Genomic DNA, 20,396 nt, shown 5'->3' with positions numbered 1-20,396 from the left:
CACCTTAATTGACCTCAAAGGTATGATTTCAAATCGTCGCGCCTAAAAAGTAGTATCTAATAGACTATATTTCAATTATTTCAAAGAACTATTTATCCACTTTTACGGGACAGTAATGATTCTAATTAATAAATGAATTATCGAATGAAAATTAAATATTGGGCAGGATTTATTGTTCTGCTTATTCTTGCGTGCGTTAATGTACAATGTGATTCTAGTGTAAGATCTACCGGAGATGCATTAGAAGAAGGATTTAAATCACCTCCCAAAAGTGCAAATCCGGGAGTTTATTGGTATTTTATGGATGGGAACCTTTCGAAAGAAGGGATAACGAAAGATTTGGAATCAATGGCCCGGGTGGGGATTTCGCATGCAATTTTTCTAGAAGTAAATGCCGGAGTTCCTCGTGGAAAAGTAGATATGCTCAGTCCGGAATGGATGGACATATTTAAACATATGGTTTCAGAGAGTGAAAGGTTAGGGGTACGTTTATCTATTGCTACTGGGCCGGGATGGGCAGGAACTGGTGGACCATGGGTGAAAATAGAAGAAGCTATGCAGCATTTGGTTGCCAGTACAGTTATAGTGGAAGGATCTGATATAACAAATGTGGTTCTTCCCAAGCCTGTTGCAAGAAGACGTTTTTATGGTGATTTTGTGTTTACACCGGACCAAAGGAAAGATTGGGAGGATTTTTATGAAGATGTAGCAGTTTTGGCATTTCCTACACCGGAAGGAAATGAAACGATTGGTGATGCAGATGAAAAGTCTCTTTATGGCAGACATCCTTATAGTTCCATGTTTGGAGTAAAACAATTTTTATCTACATCCGCATCTTACCCGACAGCGGAAGGTTCAGTTGTAAATCCTGTAGACATTATAGATCTTACCTCCAGACTGAGAGCAGATGGTTCTGTTGAAGGAAAACTTCCGGCAGGGAAATGGACTATAATGAGATTTGGAGTGCGTAATACCGGTGCTGTTACAAGTCCAGCTCCGTTACCGGGATTAGGTTTTGAAACGGATAAAATGGATACGACAGCAATCTCTCATCATTTGAATAATTTTGTAGGAGAAATCTTCCGTTATGCAGGTTTCCAAAAAAGAACACCGCAGTCTCCTTATGGAGGTTTGGCTATGCTTCATTTTGATAGTTGGGAGATGGGATCGCAGAACTGGACATCTAAGTTTCGTGAAGAATTCAAACAACGAAGAAAATATGATCCGCAACCTTTTTATCCGGCTTATACAGGCTTTATTGTAGGAAGTCGTGAATTAACTGAAAGATTCTTGTGGGATTTGCGTAAAACAATACAAGAACTGATATTGGAAAACCATATCGGATATATTAGAGAATATGCTCATGAACATGGGCTGGAACTTTCGATAGAACCTTATGATATGACTCCGGTAGCTGATCTGGAACTTGCTGCTGCGGATGTTCCTATGTGTGAGTTCTGGAGAGCCGGATTTGGATTTAATGCGACTTTTAGTTTGACAGAGGCGACTTCCGTTGCACATCTTAAAGCTCAGCCCGTAGTTCCGGCCGAGAGCTTTACTGCCCTTAGTGATGGTTGGGATTTATATCCCGGTTTGTTGAAGAACCAAACAGATTGGGCTTTAGCGGCGGGGGTTAACCGGCTGATGTTCCATACATTTGTGCATCAATGTTTTCCTGATAGTGTAAAGCCGGGTATGACAATGGGAGGTATTGGAGTTCAATGGAATCGTAATCAAACCTGGTGGGAGATGAGTAAAGCTTATCATGACTATCTTTCCCGTTCTCAATTTTTATTACAACAGGGGCGTACCGTTTCAGATATTCTTTATCTCTGTCCGGAAGGAAATCCCCATGTTTTTAAAGCACCGACTTCCGCTTATAGTAAACCAGATTCTGCGTATGATGTGCTTTATATTCATGCGAATGAGACTTTTGAAAGAAGACCGGCATCAGAAAATCAGGATATAAATATCCTCCCGGATAAGAAGGGATATGCTTTTGATGCATGTCCACCCAGTCTTTTGTATAAAGCTACAGTGAAAAACGGTCAGATTGTATTTCCTGGCGGAGCTGAGTATCGTCTGCTGGTATTACCCAATTGGGAGACAATGACGCCGGAGATGCTCAAAAAAATAAAAGAGTTGATAATGGACGGAGCTACAATTGTAGGCATCCCCCCGGAAAAGTCTCCTAGTTTACAAAATTATCCTCAGTGCGATAATGAGGTGAAAACATTAGTAGAAGATATTTGGGGGAAAGAGGGAATGCCCACAACAGTAGGAAAACGAATGGTTGGAAAAGGACAGGTTATCTGGGGGCAAGATCTTATAAAGAATCAGGATAATTCTTATCCGGCTTATGACTGTATAGCTGGTTTACTTTCAGAAATGAATATTCCGGAAGATTTTATCTCTAACGGATGTTTACGATATACACATCGTACAGTGAACGAATGTGATATCTATTTCGTTTCCAATCGTTCCGGAAAGCCGGTTCATACGGACTGTATTTTTCGTGTAGATAATAGAATTCCGGAGTTATGGGATGCTTTAACAGGTGAAATCAGGGAACTTAAATCTTTCTCAACAGACAATGGCCAAACGATCGTTCCAATGCAGTTTGATACGGATCAGAGCTTTTTTGTAGTATTCCGTAAAGACGGTGAACCCTCTTCTGGGAAAGATAATTTCCCCTCATTTACTACAGTTCAAGTTCTTGATAAGCCATGGTCTGTTTCATTTGAACCGAGTATGGGTGGTCCGGAAAAGGTTGTGTTTGAAAAATTGACAGACTGGAGTACAAATGAAAATGATAGTATTAAGTATTATTCCGGTATTGGTATATATTGTCAAACATTTGATATGAAAAAAACTTCTGATAAACAATTTTATCTTGATTTGGGAGAGGTCAATGTCATGGCTAAAGTTTGGCTTAATGGGGAAGAGGTCGGAACAGCCTGGACATATCCGTGGCAACTTGATATTAGTAAGTATATTAAGTCAGGAGAAAATCAATTAAAAATAGAAGTTGTTAATCCCTGGGTTAATAGACTGGTAGGTGATAAGATGTTGTCTGATAAAGGTGTACGGGAACAGTATACCAATACTACTTATCAACCTTATAACACAGCATCACCATTATTAAAATCAGGTTTGCTGGGACCTGTGAGAATTTTAGAAGTTGTAAAAGAGATTTTATAAGTAAATGTATTATTAAAAAAGTAGAGAATATGAAAAATCGATTGTGTTTATTATTTGTGTTTTTATGTTGCTCAATTTTTGCATTTGGAGAAGGGAAAAAGCAACAGTATGACGTCGCAGCTTATATTTGGCCGGCTTACCATGATGATCCTCGTTTTAAAGAGATTAATATTTTTCCGGAAGGAAAGGGTGAATGGGAGGCCATTTATAAAGCTAAACCGAAGTTTGAAGGACATCGGCAACCCAGAGTTCCTTTATGGGGATATTTGGACGAGGCAGATCCGAAGGTTCAGGAGAAAAAGATTGATACAGCTTTGGAATATGGTGTTAATACGTTTATCTTTGACTGGTATTGGTATGATGATAAACCATTTTTGGAAAGAGTTTTGAACGAAGGTTTCCTGAAAGCCCGGAATAATGAAAAAATGAAGTTTTATTTGATGTGGGCTAATCATACGCAAACCGGTTATTTAGATCCGAATGAACCGGATAAAAGTAAAGTGTTCTGGAAAGGAGAAGTGGATTTTGATATTTTCGATCGTTTTACCGACCATGTTATCAAAGACTATTTTATGAAACCTAATTATTATAGAATAGATGGAATGCCTGTGTTTGCCATTTATGAATTGAGTACATTCATTAATGGTTTGGGGGGCATGGAAGAGGCTAAGAAAGCCTTAGATCATTTTAGAAAAAAATGTGTGAAAGCTGGCTTGAAAGGTGTTCATTTGCAGGCTATTTTGTGGCATGCTCTTCCTGCGACATTATCAGGAGTTCCGGGAGATAAGTTGGACACTCAGGATAATACAGTCAAATATTTAGGCTTTAATAGTTTGACAAATTACCAATGGGTTCATTTTGTTTCGATTAATCAGGATTATGCTTCGTGGGGAGAAAAAGCTATTTCTAAATATAAAGAATTTAGTGAAAGTTTCTCTATTCCTTATTTTCCGCATGTTTCTATCGATTGGGACAATAATCCTCGTTTCCCTGGTGGTCCACAACCAGCTGTATCAAATGTTACACCTCAAAAATTCGAGAAATTCCTGTATAAAGCAAAAGAGTTTGTAGACAAACATCCTGATCAGACTCCTTTAGTAACGATCAATGCCTGGAACGAATGGGGAGAAGGAAGTTATCTGGAGCCGGATACTGAATTTAAATATGGATTTTTAGAAGCGGTAAAAAAGGTTTTTAAATAAGACTTCCCGATCCTAATCATATAATTCAGCTCAAAAGGATATTAAAATGTCCCTTTGGGCTGATTTTTGTTTGTGTTGGAAATCAGTGAGCAGGTTGTATCTTATCAAAGATGCATTTTACTATATAAAATAGTAGCAGAAAAGGATATACTGCCAGATCCATAGTAATGAATAGTATGTATTTCATTTCTTTTTTCTTTTAAATTTCACCTGTAAGACAGAAATATTTCAAAAACCCCTATCGGCCTGACAGATTTTTTTGTATTTGTATGAAAAGAAGATGAGTAAAGGCATTAAAAAGATGCATCCGGGTTTGAAATTGGTGTAATTTAACAAATAAGCTTTTGAGTGAACTAGAATTTTGTCTGGAAATTTGATGTGATTTATGTTTAATATGATAATTATAAGAAGGAGGAGAAGCATCAGTCTGACAATTTGATAAAAGATTTGTCATGTTATATGTGTAGAAATAATTAATTTTGTAATTATTTTGAAATATTGGTTCGGAAATAAATACCTACATTTGTTTCTTATAATAATCTAATTTAATTATGACTCAGCTATCAGATATAAAAATATGGGATTCCTGTCTGAATGGAGACCGGAAGGCTTTTGCTGAGTTGTACAGGCGATACTATCCTCTATTATATAACTATGGATGTAAATTTTGTGCAAATAAAGAACTTGTAAAAGACTGCATCCAGAACTTTTTTGCCAAGTTAATACAGAATTATCATAAATTATCTGCCACCCAATCTGTTAAAGGCTACCTGCTTCTGGCTTTTCGCAACAGACTTTATGATGACCTGAAATATGAAAATTCCCGTTCAGATATGTTTCTTCCTTGCATAGATGATCTTTTATCTTTCGATAAGAGCCTGATTCCTTATCCTCCGGAAGATGAGTCGTCTGATGATTTTATAATTATGCGGTTAGCTTTTCTTGAACTTTCACCACGTCAGCAGGAAATTCTTTACCTTTATTATATGTTAGGTGCCAGTCATTCAGACATTGCTGATATTCTGAATATAAACTACCAGTCGAGTAAGAATTTGCTTTGCCGCTCTTTGTTAAAACTGAAAGAGTTGTTTTTCATTAAACTGAAAGATTATAAAGGTCAGGCAGACTGTAAAGAAGAGGAACTGGATGTTTTTTCTCATCTGGCTGAAAATTTCAAATGGTTTCATGTCGAACTAGCCAAGTAAACTTCCCTGAAAAACTTTTTTTCGCAAAAGTGATAATTTCTTATTTTCGTTGAGTACGATCTCTCTATCCTATCGTTTTAATAGTGTAAATATAATAGAAACGTGTATAGGAAAGATAACATATCAAATAATTATTTTTTCAGAAAGGCCAGACGGTCGGTCGGCTTGATGAAGAAAATAGAGCAGGTCAGCCGGAAAGAAATAGATGACTCGTGGAATGCTGTAGAACAAATACTACAGGCGTCAGAACAGGAGAAAATAAAGAAAACGAGATACCGTCTTGTGTGGACTTCTGTGGCTGCTATGCTGGTTTTAGGAGCTGCCGTTTTCTCTACATTATATCTTATACCTTCCGAATCTTCTCTGGTTGCTGCATTACATGAAAGTAGCATGCTGGCAGACAGTACGACGGAAATTTCTTTGATTACTTCCAGTAATCATTTGAAGTTGGAGGATGAGTCTGTTCTTAACTATGATTCGAATGGGAAAGTTTCTATTAATAAACAGCAAGTTCAGTCTGTGAGGAATGTCGATGCCGCTAAAAATGAAAAAGAACTGAACCATATCATTGTTCCCAAAGGAAGACGTATGAACATTACTTTTGAAGACGGAACCAAGATATATGTGAATGCAGGCAGCCATGTCATATACCCTGCCGTATTCGATAAGAAAAGGAGGGAGATAGCTGTGGAGGGTGAGGTTTATCTTGATGTGGCACGCGATCCAAAACGTCCTTTCATTGTGAAAACAGGAAGATTTGATGTGAAAGTATTGGGAACCGTATTTAATGTCACCGCATATAAAGAAGATAAATCGGCATCGGTGGTATTGGTGAAGGGATGTGTTGAAGTGGAGACAGACACTAAAGAAAAGGTTATGATGTCACCGGATCAGCGGGTCAGTATTACAGATGGAAAAACATCGACAGAGAAAGTTAATGTTTTTAAATATATATGTTGGAAAGACAACTTGATGTACTTGAAGAATGACCGTACGGGAGATGTTTTAAATCGTGTCGCACGATATTATGGAGTAAATATCAGATATGACGAACAGGTTGCGGATATTCCTATTTCCGGTAAGCTTGATTTGCTGGGGGATATAAATTCTGTACTTGATGTTATTGAAGAGTCGGTTTCTGTGAAATCTGTTTGTGACAGTTCGGGTGGTTTCCATTTATCATTGAAATGACAAATAAAATTATTAATTAAATAAGACAGCCTATGGGTATATCGAATTGAAAAACAAAAAAGATCGGATAATATTAGCCGTATTACCCGATCTGGAAAATTCTCTAAAATTAAAACTCACTTAAAGAATTAATAAACAAAGGTATGAAAAAAATGAAGACGATTGGTCTGAAAATGACTAATTATTTTAAATGTTTTTGTTTATCAGCATGTTTTATTTCTATTTCTGTTAACCATTTATCAGCTTTACCTATCTCTGCCCAGCATGAGAAGTTGAGCATCAACATGCAGGATAAAACGTTGGAAGATGTATTTACATTTATTGAAAATCACAGTGATTATGTATTTATCTATCATGCTTCCAAAATCGATTTAAGTCATAAAGTGAATGTGAATATCAAAGATCAGCCGATTAAAGATATTCTGAAAGACGTATTTAGAGGTACGGGACTCACTTATGTTGTAAAAGGGCGGCAGGTAGTTGTCAAGAAGGAGGATGCACCACAAACTCCAGGTGTTAAAAGTGTCGCAGTCCTCCAGCAGCAAAAAGGAATTACTGTTTTCGGGAATATAAAGGACGATACCGGTTTCCCTCTGATTGGAGTAAATGTAGTAATTAAAGGATCTAATCAGGGAGTTATTACGGATGTCGACGGAAACTTTTCCATGGAAGATGTTCCTTCTTCTGCCATATTGAGATTTTCATATATAGGCTACCAGCCGATAGAGATGAAAGCGCAGGAATCGATCATGCTGGTGATGCATGAAGACAACGAAAAACTGGAGGAGGTGGTTGTAGTCGGTTATGGTACACAGAAAAAGGTGAACCTGACCGGCGCTATTGAAGTGGTGGATGGAGATCGATTGAAAAATCGTCCGTCAACGAATGTGTCACAAGTGATGCAGGGTACGGTTTCCGGTGTGAATTTCTCTTATGGGAATTCTGGTTCTGAACCGGGGGCGAAATTGAATTTGCAGATTCGTGGTCAGGGAGAACCTTATGTGCTTATTGATGGGACGGTGGGGGATCTGAATATGATCAATCCCAATGATATCGAAAATATATCTGTATTGAAGGATGCTGCGGCTTCTGCCATATATGGGGCCCGGGCTCCTTATGGTGTAGTTATTATAACGACGAAGTCGGGAAAGCGTGAAGAGAAGATACAGGTTGATTTCTCTGCGAATGTTGCCTTTACAAAGCCGATCCGTAAACCGCGGATGGTCGATTCCTATACTTTCGTACGGGCAATGAATGAGTTTCATGATAACCAGGGAGAATCCCGGTTGTTTGCCGAAGAAACGATAGACCGTATTATAGCTTACATTAATAATCCGTCACTACCGGAAACTGTTCCTGACGCAACAAATTCCAATCAATGGGCTACTTATTTGTTGGCAAATGGCAATAATGACTGGATTGATGTGCATTTCGGTTCCGGCGTCCGTAATCAGGAGAATGTGTCGATTAAAGGAGGTGGTAAAGATTTGGCTTTCTACCTTTCTGCCGGGCATGCTTATGAAAAAGGTATTCTTAATTTCGGAAAAGATACATATCGGCGGATCAACTTCAACGCGAAACTGGATTTGAGTTTAACCAAATGGTGGAAATTATCATCCAATACACGCGTGGTCCAGTCTACCCGGGAGAATCCGAACTATGATGATGAAGGCGATTATGACATGATGATCCACCAGATATTCCGTACGCAGCCTAACCAGTTCTTGAAATCACCGAACGGTTATTATTCCCGTTTGTCAAGAATACCGATGATCGAAGCCGGATCGGATAAGACAATAACAAGAGGTATACTGCAACGTTTTGCTACGGATATTACCCCTTTGAAGAATTGGACGATCAGCGCGGACTATTCAATAGATTTTCCTTATACCAGTTTCACTTCCAATAATCTTACCGCTTATGAAGATCTGGTGGATGGTTCTTTGTCGGCTATTCCGACAACAGTTCCTTCGTATGTGAATAAGTATAAGTCCCATACGATGTATAATTCATTGAATGTCTATACTTCTTATAAATTTGACTTGAAGGATAAACATCACTTCACGGCAATGTTGGGATTTCAGCAAGAGTCGAACTCTTATGATTATCTGAGCGGATTGAAAAAAGAACTTATAACGCCGGAGGTTCCGTCTATTTCTACCGCTACGGGTGAAATGCAGACAACTGATGATCTGACGCACTGGTCTACTCAGGGTTATTTTGCCCGTCTGAATTATGATTATATGGGGAAATATCTGTTGGAAGTGAATGCCCGTTATGATGGAACTTCCAAATTCACGAAAGACCACCGGTGGGGGTTATTCCCTTCTTTCTCTTTAGGATGGAATATTTCCCATGAAAAGTTCTGGGAACCAGTTTCTCCTTATGTAAATACACTAAAGTTAAGAACTTCATGGGGAAGTTTGGGTAATCAGAATGTAGATGCTTACCAGGATCTGCCTTTGTGCAGATAACTGCCGATTATTATCAACGTCTAACCTTTAACCGGCTTGGACCGGCTCAAGCCCTGCCTGCCGTGTTAGGTGCTGATATACCTAAAGAGAATAACTCTGAACTGAGAACGAGGGGCTGGGATTTGTCTTTTACCTGGAGGGATAAGGTAAGTAATGACTTTTCTTACTCGGTCACTGCCATGTTGTTTGATTATAAGAGTGTTGTTACCAAGTATAATAATCCGACCGGAATACTGACGACTGATTATGAAGGAAAAACAATTGGAGAAATATGGGGATATGAAACTGTTGGTTTGATCCGGACGCAGGAAGATGCGGATCGGATTAATCAAAGTAAATCGCAGAATTTCATTAATGCCCAGGTATGGCGTACCGGAGATGTTATGTATCGGGATCTGAATAATGACGGTTTGATAAATAACGGTAAGAATACGGTTTCCGATCATGGTGATTTGCGGATAATAGGTAATAATACTCCCCGGTACCAGTTGGGAATAACATTATCTGCTGATTATAAAGGATTTGATTTTATGGCATTTTTCCAGGGCACGGCGAAAAGAGATTTGTGGCTGACCGGTAATATGTTCTGGGGATTTAATAACTGGAATCAAACGACCCTGTTCCCGCATCATCTGGATTATTACCAGGATGCGGAAGAAAGTACTTATTCAGGATTAGGAGTAAATACGGATGCGTATTATCCCCGGCCATACAGCCAGTCCAGTCTTTATAAAAAGAACCAGCAAATACAGACCAGATACCTGCAAAATGGTGCTTATCTGAGACTTAAAAATTTACAGTTGGGGTATTCGATACCTCAGACGGTCCTAAAGAAAGTGGGGTTACAAAAGTCCAGGATTTATTGTTCGGCAGAGAATGTACTGACATTAACCAAGCTTCCTGTCGGTTTTGATCCGGAGACTGCTAACCTGGGTAAATATGGAAATGGTAAATCGATGTTTTCGTTGGCTGTTCTGTCTTTTGGCTTAAATGTTTCATTTTGATGAATCCTTTTAAAATTTGATATAATGAAAAGAAATATAATATTATTGCCTCTCTGTTTATTGTGTGCAATACTGATAAGTTCCTGTGACGATTATCTGGAAAAGAAGCCGTTAACTCAGATTGGAAATGACGATTATTGGAAAGCGACCAGCGATCTGGCTAATTATACGTTACAGTTTTATCCATCGCTTCCGGCATTCGAAGTTGTTGGAAGTTATACCGGACTGATTGGATGGGATGGGACGAGAGGTTCTGATACACAGATAACAGGTGTTCCCAGTACGGTGTGGAATGGTTCGCGTTCTCCGGTCACTTCAACGTCTGATAAAGAGTGGAACTGGACGAAGATACGAAGTGTGAATGTGTTTTTTGATAACTATTGGAAATGTAAAGATCCTTTCGATAGTTATAAACATTATGTCGGGGAAGCCCATTTCTTTAAAGCCTGGTTTTATTTTGAAAAGGTACGTGCCTATGGGAATGTCCCTTGGTTTTCCAAGGCGCTGGATACAAGCTCTGAAGAGTTGTATAAGGCCAGGGATTCCCGTGTGCTTGTTGTAGATTCGATCCTGTGGAACCTGGATAAGGCAATAGAGTACCTGAATCCTTTGAAATCTGTGGATGGTGGTTCGAACCGGTTGAGTAAGGAAGTCGCATTGCTCTTTAAATCGAGAGTCGCTTTGTATGAAGGTAGTTGGCAGAAATATCATAAAGGATCTGCGTTTGGTACTTCCGGAGCCGATCCGGATAAATATTTCCGCTTGGCGGTTGAGGCTGCGGAAGAATTGATGGATCCCCAATATTCGACTGGATTATATTCAACAAATTCTCCGTCGGAAGATTATTGCAAGATGTTTTCCTTAACAGATCAAACATCTAATAAGGAGGCTCTTCTCTGGAAACGTTATGATAAAGGACTGGGGATGGGACATTCTTTTCAGATATATGTTTCTGACCGGACGGCCGGAAATTCTCTGACAATGGAGCAAATCCACCATTATCTGAAAAAGAACGGCGAACCGTATGATTATATATCTGTTGGGAAAACGGTGAAAGGCGGTGATTTTCTGACAAAGATTGCCGAAGATTGTGATCCGCGTTTATCCCAGACTATTTGGATTCCTGATATGGTGATGTGGGATAACGGTTATGGCAAAGGTATATTTACCAAGCCTTTCCTGAATCAGTCCGGGGAGTATTTGAATAATACGGGTTTTCAGATAAAGAAAGGGAATGACCCGAAAGATCCTCAGGCGGGGAGCGGTGTATCATGGAATACAAATTGTGTGACGGGAGCCATTGTTTTCCGTTATGCCGAGGCTTTGTTGAACTATGCGGAAGCTAAATGTGAACTGGGGGAAGTTGTTGATTATGATAAGTCTGTCAATTTGTTGAGGAGAAGGGTAGGGATGCCGGACTTTAAAGTACAGTCTGATATAAATCGTTCTTTATATGCTGATTACGGTTATGCTATTTCAGATGAATTGTATGAAATAAGAAGGGAGCGTACGGTGGAATTAGGTTGTGAAGGTTTTCGGTATGACGACATTATGAGGTGGGCGGCACATAGTCTGCTCAAAGGAAAACGTCCTAAAGGGTATCCTTTGGATCTGTCGGAGTGGGAAGGTATGAAGATTAATTATAAGGTGGATGAAAATGGATTATTAGATCCTTATATCGGCCAGATTCCCAATGGATATGGTTTTGATCCGGAAAGAGATTATCTGGAATGTATTCCTATTAATGAAATAACCTTGAACCCGCAATTAATCCAAAATCCGGGATGGTAGGTATATTGACTTTTTATTATTAATATTGTAAGCCAATGCTGATAACCTGCTACATCCGGCAGGTTACCGGCATGACTCTATAACCTATGAAATTTTAATATGATGAACAGACGCTTATTCTTAAAAAAGGCATGCGGAGGGGTGTTGGTCCTGGCAGCTTCTCCTTCATTTGTATCCTGTGGCGGACAACGGCCTGTCCGGTTTGGGGTTGTTACCGATCTGCATTATTCGCGACGGGAACCTTATGGGACCCGTTATTTCCCTCAGACAATGGATAAATTGAAAGAGGCCATGGAGGTCTTCAACTCTTCCAATCTGGATTTTGTGATCGAAATGGGCGATCTGAAGGATCAGGATAATGTCCCCCGGCGGGAACAGACAATTACTTATCTGGATGAAATAGAAAACGTCTTTCAATCGTTCCGGGGACCGGTTTACCATGTCCTGGGAAATCATGATATGGATAGCATCTCCAAAGACGATTTTCTGCAACATACCTCCAATCAGGGTGATGCCGACAAGAAGGCTTATTATTCATTTGCTTTTGATAATATAAAATTCATAGTCCTGGATGCGAACTACAATCTGGACGGGACCCCGTATGATAAAGGTAATTTTGACTGGACAAAGGCTTATATCCCTGAAGACCAGATAGACTGGCTGAGAAAAGAATTGAAAGAAAATAACAAACCGGTCATTATTTTTATCCATCAGTTGTTAGACCGCTTCTCCGATATCAGTAAATCGCTTTGTGTAAGTAATGCGGACGAAATAGTTTCCCTGTTGGAAGAAAATGGGAATGTGCTAGCTGTATTCCAGGGACATCATCATGCAGGACATTACAGTTTCCGTAATAATATCCACTACTGGACAATGAAAGGGATGATAGAAGGAAACCTTCCCGATAACAACAGTTTTGCTGTTGTGGAGATCGATACGCAGAATAATATTCATATCGATGGTTTCTATAATTGTGAAGATAAGGATTTGAATCGCTTCACGGTGTAAAGTTATTCAGTTGATCTGCGTAAAGCAATCTAATGTTTTTTCAGACAGAGGTAGGTCTAAGTAAATTTAGAGGTAGGTGTAAATCGAATTAGAGGTACGTCTAAATTCATTTACACCTACCTCTAATTAATAAGACATAGTAATGTTCTCCGGATTTCGTCAGTATTACGCTTTTTATCCAACCCGTTGTCTCCTGGCAATCGATTAGTTCCACCAACGGTTTTAATATACTTCTTTTGCCACTTTGTAAACACTATCCGTAGCCATCATTGTATAAAAATGCAGGCTTGGGACACCGTGGGCGATCAGGTCTTTGCATTGCTGGATACACCATTCGACACCTACGGCTTTTACTTCATCATCATTTTTACATTTCCGCAATTCGGTTGCAAACGGTTCGGGAATGTCTGAACGGAATATTTTAGGTAATACGGTCAGCTGGTTTTTAAAGACAACCGGCTTGATGCCTGGAATGATCGGGACATCGATACCTTCGGCGCGGCAGCGTTCCACAAATGAATAATATTTTTCATTGTCGAAAAACATCTGAGTAACCAGATAATCAGCGCCGTTTTTTACTTTCTCTTTCAGATAAAAAATATCCGATTCCATATTCGGTGCTTCCTCATGTTTTTCCGGATAACAAGCCATACCGTATGAGAACGGTGTTTCGTTTGCTTCGAATGTGGAACCGTCTACGGCAATACCTTTATTGAAATTGTTTACCTGTTCCTGAAGGTCAGTCGCATGTTCGTGATATAAATCTGTATTTTGTCCGGCTTCCAGTGTTTTTACATCACCACGCAACAGCAGCAGGTCGTAAACTCCCAGGAAATTAAGATCGATCAACGCATATTCCGTTTCATCTTTTGTAAATCCCTTACATATAATATGTGGAACTGCCGGAATACCATATTTGTTCTGGATGGCAGAAGCAATGGCAACCGAACCCGGACGCTTGCGGATGTTCACTTTCTGGAAGCTACCGTCGGGCAAGGTCTTATAGATATATTCGCTGTGGTGAGAAGTTATATTAATGTATTTAGGGTCGAATTCTTTCAGTTTATCAATCACATTATATACCTTCTGTATGCTGTTCCCTTTCAGAGGAGGTAGAATTTCAAATGAAAAAGCAGTCGTTTTACTGCCGTTGATCAGATCAATAACTTTCATATTTTAATTATTTTTGCTGCAAAAGTAACAATTATCATCCGAAATAGCTTACTTTTGCGTTCATAATCTAATTACGACAATGATATGGAAAATATGAATTGGTCTGATCTGGCATTCGGTTATATGAAGACAGACTACAATGTACGGTGTTACTATCGTGATGGTAAGTGGGGTGAATTGGAAGTTAGCTCTTCTGAAATTATTAATATTCACATGGCAGCTACTTGCCTCCATTACGGACAGGAGTCGTTTGAAGGTTTGAAAGCATTCAAGGGAAAAGACGGTAAAATCCGTGTGTTCCGTATGGATGAAAACGGCAAACGTATGCAAGCTTCCAGCCGGGGCATCAAGATGGCTGAACTTCCTGTGGAGAAATTTGAAGAAGCTATTCGTAAGGTAGTGAAGTTGAACGAGCGTTTTGTTCCTCCCTATGAGAGTGGAGCAGCATTATATATCCGCCCGCTGATGATCGGTTTGGGTGCGCAGGTGGGCGTGAAACCGGCTCCCGAATATATGTTTATGGTATTCGTAACCCCGGTAGGACCTTATTTCAAAGGTGGTTTCAAACCGTCAAAGGTTTGTATCATGCGTGAATACGACCGTGCTGCGCCTTATGGGACCGGGACGATCAAAGTCGGTGGTAATTATGCAGCCAGCCTGGTGGCCGGAGAAATAGCGCATGAAAAGGGTTATGCCGCCGTATTGTATCTGGACCCGAAAGAAAAGAAATACCTGGACGAATGCGGTCCCGCAAACTTCTTCGGTATTCGTGGAAACAGTTACATCACTCCGCAGTCTCATTCTATTCTGCCGTCTATCACTAACAAGAGTTTGCAGCAGCTGGCTGAAGATATGGGACTGACGGTTGAACGTCGTCCTGTTCCTTTTGAAGAAATAGCTACATTCGATGAAGCGGCAGAATGTGGAACGGCTGCCGTTATCGCCCCGATTTCACAGATTGATGATTTGGATGAAAATAAATCATACGTGATTGCCAAGGACGGCAAACCCGGACCTGTTTGTGAAAAACTATATCACAAACTGCGTGGCATTCAATATGGTGACGAACCTGATACATATGGTTGGGTAACGATAATTGAATAATCAGATAAAAGATGTTGACAGTTAATGCTTTTGGATAAATCGGGAGTGTTAACTGCCAACTCTAAATTCTCAAACGTCAATACGCTTTGCCAACTTTGGATTGCCAACTGAAAATAAAATTGCTATCTCGGTATTGCAAAGTTGAGGATATTTTCTATCTTTGCGGTCTATATAGTAAGACAGTCAGGTGGAAGCATTCTTTAAAACACATAAATACCTTGTAGAACATTTGCATGCACCGGTACGCCGGGGGCTGATGGATGAGATTGACTGGAATGACCGGTTGATCGGGATCAAAGGCTCTCGTGGAGTAGGGAAAACTACTTTTTTACTGGATTATGCCCGCGAACATTTTGGTGCTGATAATAAAGAGTGCCTGTATATAAATCTGAATCACTTTTATTTTACGGAACGTACGCTGGTCGACTTTGCTTCTGAGTTCAGGGCAAAAGGAGGAAAGGTGTTGTTGATCGACCAGGTTTTCAAATATTCCGGATGGTCGAAAGAGTTACGTTATTGTTATGATAATTTTGAAGACCTGAAGATTATCTTTTCCGGTTCGTCAGTTATGAGGCTGAAAGAGGAAAATCCGGATCTCTCAGGTAAAGTTGTTTCATATAATCTGCGTGGTTTTTCTTTCCGCGAGTTTTTGAATCTGATGTCGGGAAACAGTTTTCCGGCTTATACGTTTGAAGAAATAATCGGGAACCATCAGGAGATTGCGAAGAATATTTGTTCGGTAGCCAAACCGATGGCTTATTTTCAGGATTATTTGCATCATGGTTTTTATCCGTTCTTCCTGGAGAAACGTAATTTCTCAGAGAACCTGCTGAAGACAATGAATATGATGCTGGAGGTAGATGTCTTGTACATCAAGCAAATCGAGCAAAGCTATCTGCCCAAACTCCGCAAACTGTTGTATCTGCTGGCTATCAGCGCACCGTGTACGCCGAATGTCAGCCAGTTGAGCAAAGAAATAGAAACGTCACGGGCTACAGTGATGAATTATATAAAATATCTGACCGATGCCCGTTTAATGAATATGTTATATCCGGTAGGCGAATCGTTTCCGAAAAAACCATCTACCGTGTATATGTACAATTCGAATCTGATGTACCCCATCCGTCCGATGGAGGTAAATGTGCAGGCTGTGCGCGAATCTTTTTTCTATAACCAGCTTTTGAAAGACAATACGCTAAATGAGGGAATGAAGAACGCACACTTTTTGGTAAACGGAAAGTATAATTTCAGGATAGAGGAAAGTATGAAAGTAAAAAACAATCCCGATTTATACTATGCTGTAGACAAGGTCGAAGTAGGAGAAGAGAATATGATCCCGCTTTGGCTGTTTGGCTTTTTATACTAAGAAATTCTTTTAAATACTAATAGTAAAAGTCTATGACAAAACAGAAGAAATTTTTGACCTGTGATGGTAACCAGGCTGCTGCTCATATTTCATATATGTTCAGCGAAGTAGCCGCTATCTACCCCATCACTCCGTCGTCTACAATGGCAGAATATGTAGACGAATGGGCTGCCGCCGGACGTAAGAATATTTTCGGCGAAACGGTTTTGGTACAGGAAATGCAATCAGAAGGTGGTGCTGCGGGTGCAGTTCACGGTTCTTTGCAGGCTGGTGCCCTGACTTCAACTTACACGGCTTCTCAGGGATTGTTGCTGATGATCCCTAACATGTACAAGATTGCCGGTGAGTTGCTTCCTTGCGTATTCCATGTATCTGCCCGTACACTGGCTTCTCATGCCTTGTGTATCTTCGGCGATCATCAGGATGTTATGTCTGCTCGTCAGACAGGTTTCGCAATGTTGGCAGAAGGTTCTGTTCAGGAAGTTATGGACTTGGCGGGTGTAGCTCACCTGGCTACTATCAAGTCTCGCGTTCCTTTCGTGAACTTCTTCGACGGTTTCCGTACATCACACGAAATCCAGAAGATTGAAGCTCTTGAAAATGATGACCTGGCTCCGCTGATCGACCAGAAGGCGTTGGCTGAATTCCGTGCACGTGCTTTGAATCCGGAAAAACCGGAAGCTCGCGGTATGGCTGAAAACCCGGATCACTTCTTCCAGCACAGAGAATCTTCAAACAAATACTATGAAGCAGTTCCTGCTATCGTAGAAGAATATATGAACGAAATCTCCAAGCTCACAGGCCGTAAATATGGTTTGTTCGATTACTACGGAGCAGAAGATGCAGAACGCGTGATTATCGCAATGGGTTCTGTAACCGAAGCTGCCCGCGAAGCTATCGACCACCTGACAGCTCAGGGTGAAAAGGTTGGTTTGGTTTCTGTTCACTTGTATCGTCCGTTCTCTGCTAAGCACTTCCTGGCTGCTGTTCCTAAGACAGCTAAACGTATCGCAGTTCTTGACAGAACAAAAGAACCGGGCGCTAACGGCGAACCGTTATATCTGGACGTAAAAGAATGTTTCTATGGTCAGGCCGATGCTCCGGTTATCGTAGGTGGTCGTTATGGTTTGGGTTCTAAGGATACTACTCCGGCTCAGATCCTTGCTGTTTACGAAAACTTGTCTTTGCCGATGCCGAAGAATCAGTTTACAATTGGTATCGTAGACGACGTGACATTCACTTCTCTTCCTCAGAAAGAAGAAATAGCTTTGGGTGGTGAAGGCATGTTCGAAGCTAAGTTCTACGGATTAGGTGCTGACGGTACGGTTGGTGCTAACAAGAACTCTGTAAAGATTATTGGTGACAATACAGACAAATATTGCCAGGCATACTTCTCTTATGATTCTAAGAAGTCTGGTGGTTTCACTTGTTCTCACCTGCGTTTTGGTGATCATCCGATTCGTTCAACTTATTTGGTAAATACTCCGAACTTCGTTGCTTGTCACGTTCAGGCTTATCTGCGTATGTATGATGTTACTCGCGGTTTGCGTGAAAATGGTACATTCCTGTTGAACACTGTATGGAATGGCGAAGAGTTGGCTAAACACTTGCCGAACAAGGTAAAACGTTATTTCGCTCAGAAAAACATTACTGTTTATTATATCAATGCAACTCAGATCGCATTGGAAATTGGTTTGGGCAACCGTACCAATACAATCCTTCAGTCTGCATTCTTCCGTATCACAGGTGTAATTCCTGTTGATTTGGCTATCGAACAGATGAAGAAATTCATCGTGAAGTCTTACGGTAAGAAAGGTGAAGATGTAGTTAATAAGAACTATGCTGCTGTTGATCGTGGTGGCGAATATACTCAGCTTGCTGTTGATCCGTCATGGGCTAACCTGCCGGATGATGAAGTTGTAGCAAACAGCGATCCTGCTTTCATCAACGAAGTAGTTCGTCCTATCAATGCTCAGGATGGTGACCTGTTGAAGGTTTCTGCATTCAAGGGTATCGAAGATGGTACTTGGCGTCAGGGAACAGCTAAATACGAAAAACGTGGTGTGGCTGCTTTTGTTCCTGTATGGGATGGCGAAAACTGTATCCAGTGTAACAAGTGTGCGTATGTTTGTCCTCACGCTTCTATCCGTCCGTTCGTGTTGGATGCTGCTGAACAGGCTGCTGCTCCGTTCAATAACTCTTTGAAAGCAACAGGTAAACAATTCGAAGGAATGCAGTTCCGGATTCAGGTAGACGTTCTTGACTGTCTGGGGTGTGGTAACTGTGCCGATGTTTGTCCGGGTAATCCGAAGAAGGGTGGTAAAGCGCTTAAGATGGCTGCTTTGGAAACTCAATTGGATGAAGCTCCGAACTGGGATTTCTGTGCTGAAAAGGTGACAACAAAACAACATCTGGTTGACGTGAAGGCTAACGTGAAGAACTCTCAGTTTGCAACTCCGTTGTTTGAGTTCTCCGGTGCTTGCTCCGGTTGTGGTGAAACTCCGTACGTGAAGTTGCTAACTCAACTGTTCGGCGACCGTGAAATGGTAGCTAACGCAACAGGCTGTTCTTCTATCTATTCAGGTTCAGTTCCTTCTACTCCTTATACAACAAACGATAAGGGTCAGGGTCCGGCTTGGGCTAACTCATTGTTCGAAGACTTCTGCGAATTCGGTCTGGGTATGGAACTGGCTAACGAAAAGATGCGTGCACGCCTGACAAATGCGATGAACGCAATTATCGCTGCCGACAACGCTCCTGCTGAAGCTAAGGAAGTTCTGAAGGCTTGGGTTGAAAATCAGAATGATGCCGATAAGACAAAAGAACTGGCTCCTCAGGTATTGGCTATTGCTGAAGAAGGTATCACTCACGGCTGTCCGCTTAGCGCACAGATCAAGGAGCTTTCTCACTTCCTGGTAAAACGTTCACAGTGGATTATCGGTGGTGACGGTGCTTCTTACGATATCGGTTACGGTGGTCTTGACCATGTAATTGCTTCAGGTAAGAACGTTAACATCCTGGTATTGGATACTGAAGTTTATTCAAATACGGGAGGTCAGTCTTCTAAAGCTACTCCGGTAGGTGCAATCGCTAAGTTTGCTGCTTCCGGTAAGAGAATCCGCAAGAAAGACCTGGGTCTGATGGCTACAACTTACGGTTACGTTTATGTTGCTCAGATCGCAATGGGTGCCGACCAGGCTCAGACATTGAAAGCGATCCGCGAAGCTGAAGCTTATGATGGTCCTTCATTGATCATTGCTTATGCTCCTTGTATCAACCACGGTTTGAAGAAGGGTATGGGTAAGAGCCAGCAGGAAGAAGCTGATGCAGTAGCATGCGGTTACTGGCATTTGTGGCGTTACAACCCAGCTTTGGAAGAAGAAGGCAAGAATCCGTTCACTTTGGATAGCAAAGAACCGGATTGGAGCAAATTCCAGGACTTCCTGAAGGGTGAAGTACGTTTCGCATCTCTGACAAAACAATTCCCGGCTGAAGCAGGTCAATTGTTCCAGGCTGCCGAAGACAACGCTAAGTGGAGACTTAACAACTATAAGCGTTTGGCTAAACAGCAGTGGGGCGTTGAGGAATAATTGATTATTTGATCATCTAAATAGTAAAACGGAATCTTCGAAAGGAGGTTCCGTTTTTTTGTATAAGCTAAATAAATCGTACCTTTA

At 40.8% G+C, this 20,396-nt stretch carries 12 protein-coding genes; 11 read left to right on the top strand and 1 reads right to left on the bottom strand.

Going from position 1 to position 20,396, the window contains the following annotated elements:
• Window positions 1-144 precede the first annotated feature (144 nt).
• The 8 genes from NBH15_RS24960 (at window position 145) to NBH15_RS24925 (ending at window position 13,076) form a co-directional block, all read left to right on the top strand.
• On the top strand, window positions 145-3,201 hold the full coding sequence (locus NBH15_RS24960; RefSeq protein ID WP_250823824.1) for a glycosyl hydrolase: 3,057 nt from the start codon (window positions 145-147) through the stop codon (window positions 3,199-3,201).
• Window positions 3,202-3,230: 29 nt separating this feature from the next.
• A complete protein-coding gene (locus NBH15_RS24955; protein WP_250823823.1) occupies window positions 3,231-4,403 on the top strand; it encodes a glycosyltransferase WbsX family protein in 1,173 nt (390 codons plus the stop codon).
• 551 nt (window positions 4,404-4,954) lie between these two features.
• Window positions 4,955-5,608, top strand: a complete 654-nt coding sequence (locus NBH15_RS24950; protein ID WP_122329116.1) for an RNA polymerase sigma factor — start codon at window positions 4,955-4,957, stop codon at window positions 5,606-5,608.
• 168 nt (window positions 5,609-5,776) lie between these two features.
• Complete coding sequence (locus NBH15_RS24945) at window positions 5,777-6,799, top strand: FecR family protein (protein ID WP_250823822.1); 1,023 nt, start codon at window positions 5,777-5,779, stop codon at window positions 6,797-6,799.
• Between the two features lie 143 nt (window positions 6,800-6,942).
• Window positions 6,943-9,273 carry a SusC/RagA family TonB-linked outer membrane protein gene (locus NBH15_RS24940; protein WP_250823821.1) on the top strand — a complete coding sequence of 777 codons (2,331 nt, stop codon included), beginning with the start codon at window positions 6,943-6,945 and terminating at the stop codon, window positions 9,271-9,273.
• Window positions 9,264-10,277 (top strand): SusC/RagA family TonB-linked outer membrane protein, encoded by a 1,014-nt coding sequence (locus tag NBH15_RS24935; RefSeq protein WP_250823820.1) that lies wholly within the window; start codon window positions 9,264-9,266, stop codon window positions 10,275-10,277. Before NBH15_RS24940 ends, NBH15_RS24935 begins: the two co-directional genes overlap by 10 nt.
• A gap of 24 nt (window positions 10,278-10,301) precedes the next feature.
• Window positions 10,302-12,068: a RagB/SusD family nutrient uptake outer membrane protein gene (locus tag NBH15_RS24930; RefSeq protein ID WP_244050943.1), complete on the top strand. Its 1,767-nt coding sequence runs from the start codon at window positions 10,302-10,304 to the stop codon at window positions 12,066-12,068.
• 99 nt (window positions 12,069-12,167) lie between these two features.
• Complete coding sequence (locus tag NBH15_RS24925) at window positions 12,168-13,076, top strand: metallophosphoesterase (protein WP_250823819.1); 909 nt, start codon at window positions 12,168-12,170, stop codon at window positions 13,074-13,076.
• A gap of 222 nt (window positions 13,077-13,298) precedes the next feature.
• Here the strand turns inward: NBH15_RS24925 and metF are convergent, their stop codons facing one another.
• A complete protein-coding gene (gene metF / locus NBH15_RS24920; RefSeq protein WP_122328612.1) occupies window positions 13,299-14,249 on the bottom strand; it encodes a methylenetetrahydrofolate reductase [NAD(P)H] in 951 nt (316 codons plus the stop codon).
• Window positions 14,250-14,333: 84 nt separating this feature from the next.
• Here metF and NBH15_RS24915 point away from each other — a divergent pair, with 84 nt between their 5' ends.
• From NBH15_RS24915 to nifJ, 3 genes are all read left to right on the top strand, one after another.
• Window positions 14,334-15,353, top strand: coding sequence for a branched-chain amino acid aminotransferase (locus NBH15_RS24915; RefSeq protein ID WP_128134544.1), 1,020 nt, complete (start codon window positions 14,334-14,336; stop codon window positions 15,351-15,353).
• A gap of 187 nt (window positions 15,354-15,540) precedes the next feature.
• Window positions 15,541-16,719, top strand: a complete 1,179-nt coding sequence (locus NBH15_RS24910; protein ID WP_010802666.1) for an ATP-binding protein — start codon at window positions 15,541-15,543, stop codon at window positions 16,717-16,719.
• A gap of 32 nt (window positions 16,720-16,751) precedes the next feature.
• Window positions 16,752-20,309, top strand: coding sequence for a pyruvate:ferredoxin (flavodoxin) oxidoreductase (gene nifJ / locus NBH15_RS24905; RefSeq protein WP_250823818.1), 3,558 nt, complete (start codon window positions 16,752-16,754; stop codon window positions 20,307-20,309).
• Window positions 20,310-20,396: the final 87 nt, after the last annotated feature.

The sequence above is a fragment of the Parabacteroides caeci genome, assembly GCF_023656795.1.
GTDB classification, from domain to species: domain Bacteria; phylum Bacteroidota; class Bacteroidia; order Bacteroidales; family Tannerellaceae; genus Parabacteroides; species Parabacteroides segnis.
Note: the sequence above shows the minus strand (reverse complement) of the source record. Positions and strands in the feature narration are given on the sequence as shown.

Coding starts and splice junctions, on each gene's coding strand:
- NBH15_RS24960 (WP_250823824.1), top strand. CDS start 145: ATGAAAATTAAATATTGGGCAGGATTTATTGTTCTGCTTATTCTTGCG.
- NBH15_RS24955 (WP_250823823.1), top strand. CDS start 3,231: ATGAAAAATCGATTGTGTTTATTATTTGTGTTTTTATGTTGCTCAATT.
- NBH15_RS24950 (WP_122329116.1), top strand. CDS start 4,955: ATGACTCAGCTATCAGATATAAAAATATGGGATTCCTGTCTGAATGGA.
- NBH15_RS24945 (WP_250823822.1), top strand. CDS start 5,777: ATGAAGAAAATAGAGCAGGTCAGCCGGAAAGAAATAGATGACTCGTGG.
- NBH15_RS24940 (WP_250823821.1), top strand. CDS start 6,943: ATGAAAAAAATGAAGACGATTGGTCTGAAAATGACTAATTATTTTAAA.
- NBH15_RS24930 (WP_244050943.1), top strand. CDS start 10,302: ATGAAAAGAAATATAATATTATTGCCTCTCTGTTTATTGTGTGCAATA.
- NBH15_RS24925 (WP_250823819.1), top strand. CDS start 12,168: ATGATGAACAGACGCTTATTCTTAAAAAAGGCATGCGGAGGGGTGTTG.
- metF (WP_122328612.1), bottom strand. CDS start 14,249: ATGAAAGTTATTGATCTGATCAACGGCAGTAAAACGACTGCTTTTTCA.
- NBH15_RS24915 (WP_128134544.1), top strand. CDS start 14,334: ATGGAAAATATGAATTGGTCTGATCTGGCATTCGGTTATATGAAGACA.
- nifJ (WP_250823818.1), top strand. CDS start 16,752: ATGACAAAACAGAAGAAATTTTTGACCTGTGATGGTAACCAGGCTGCT.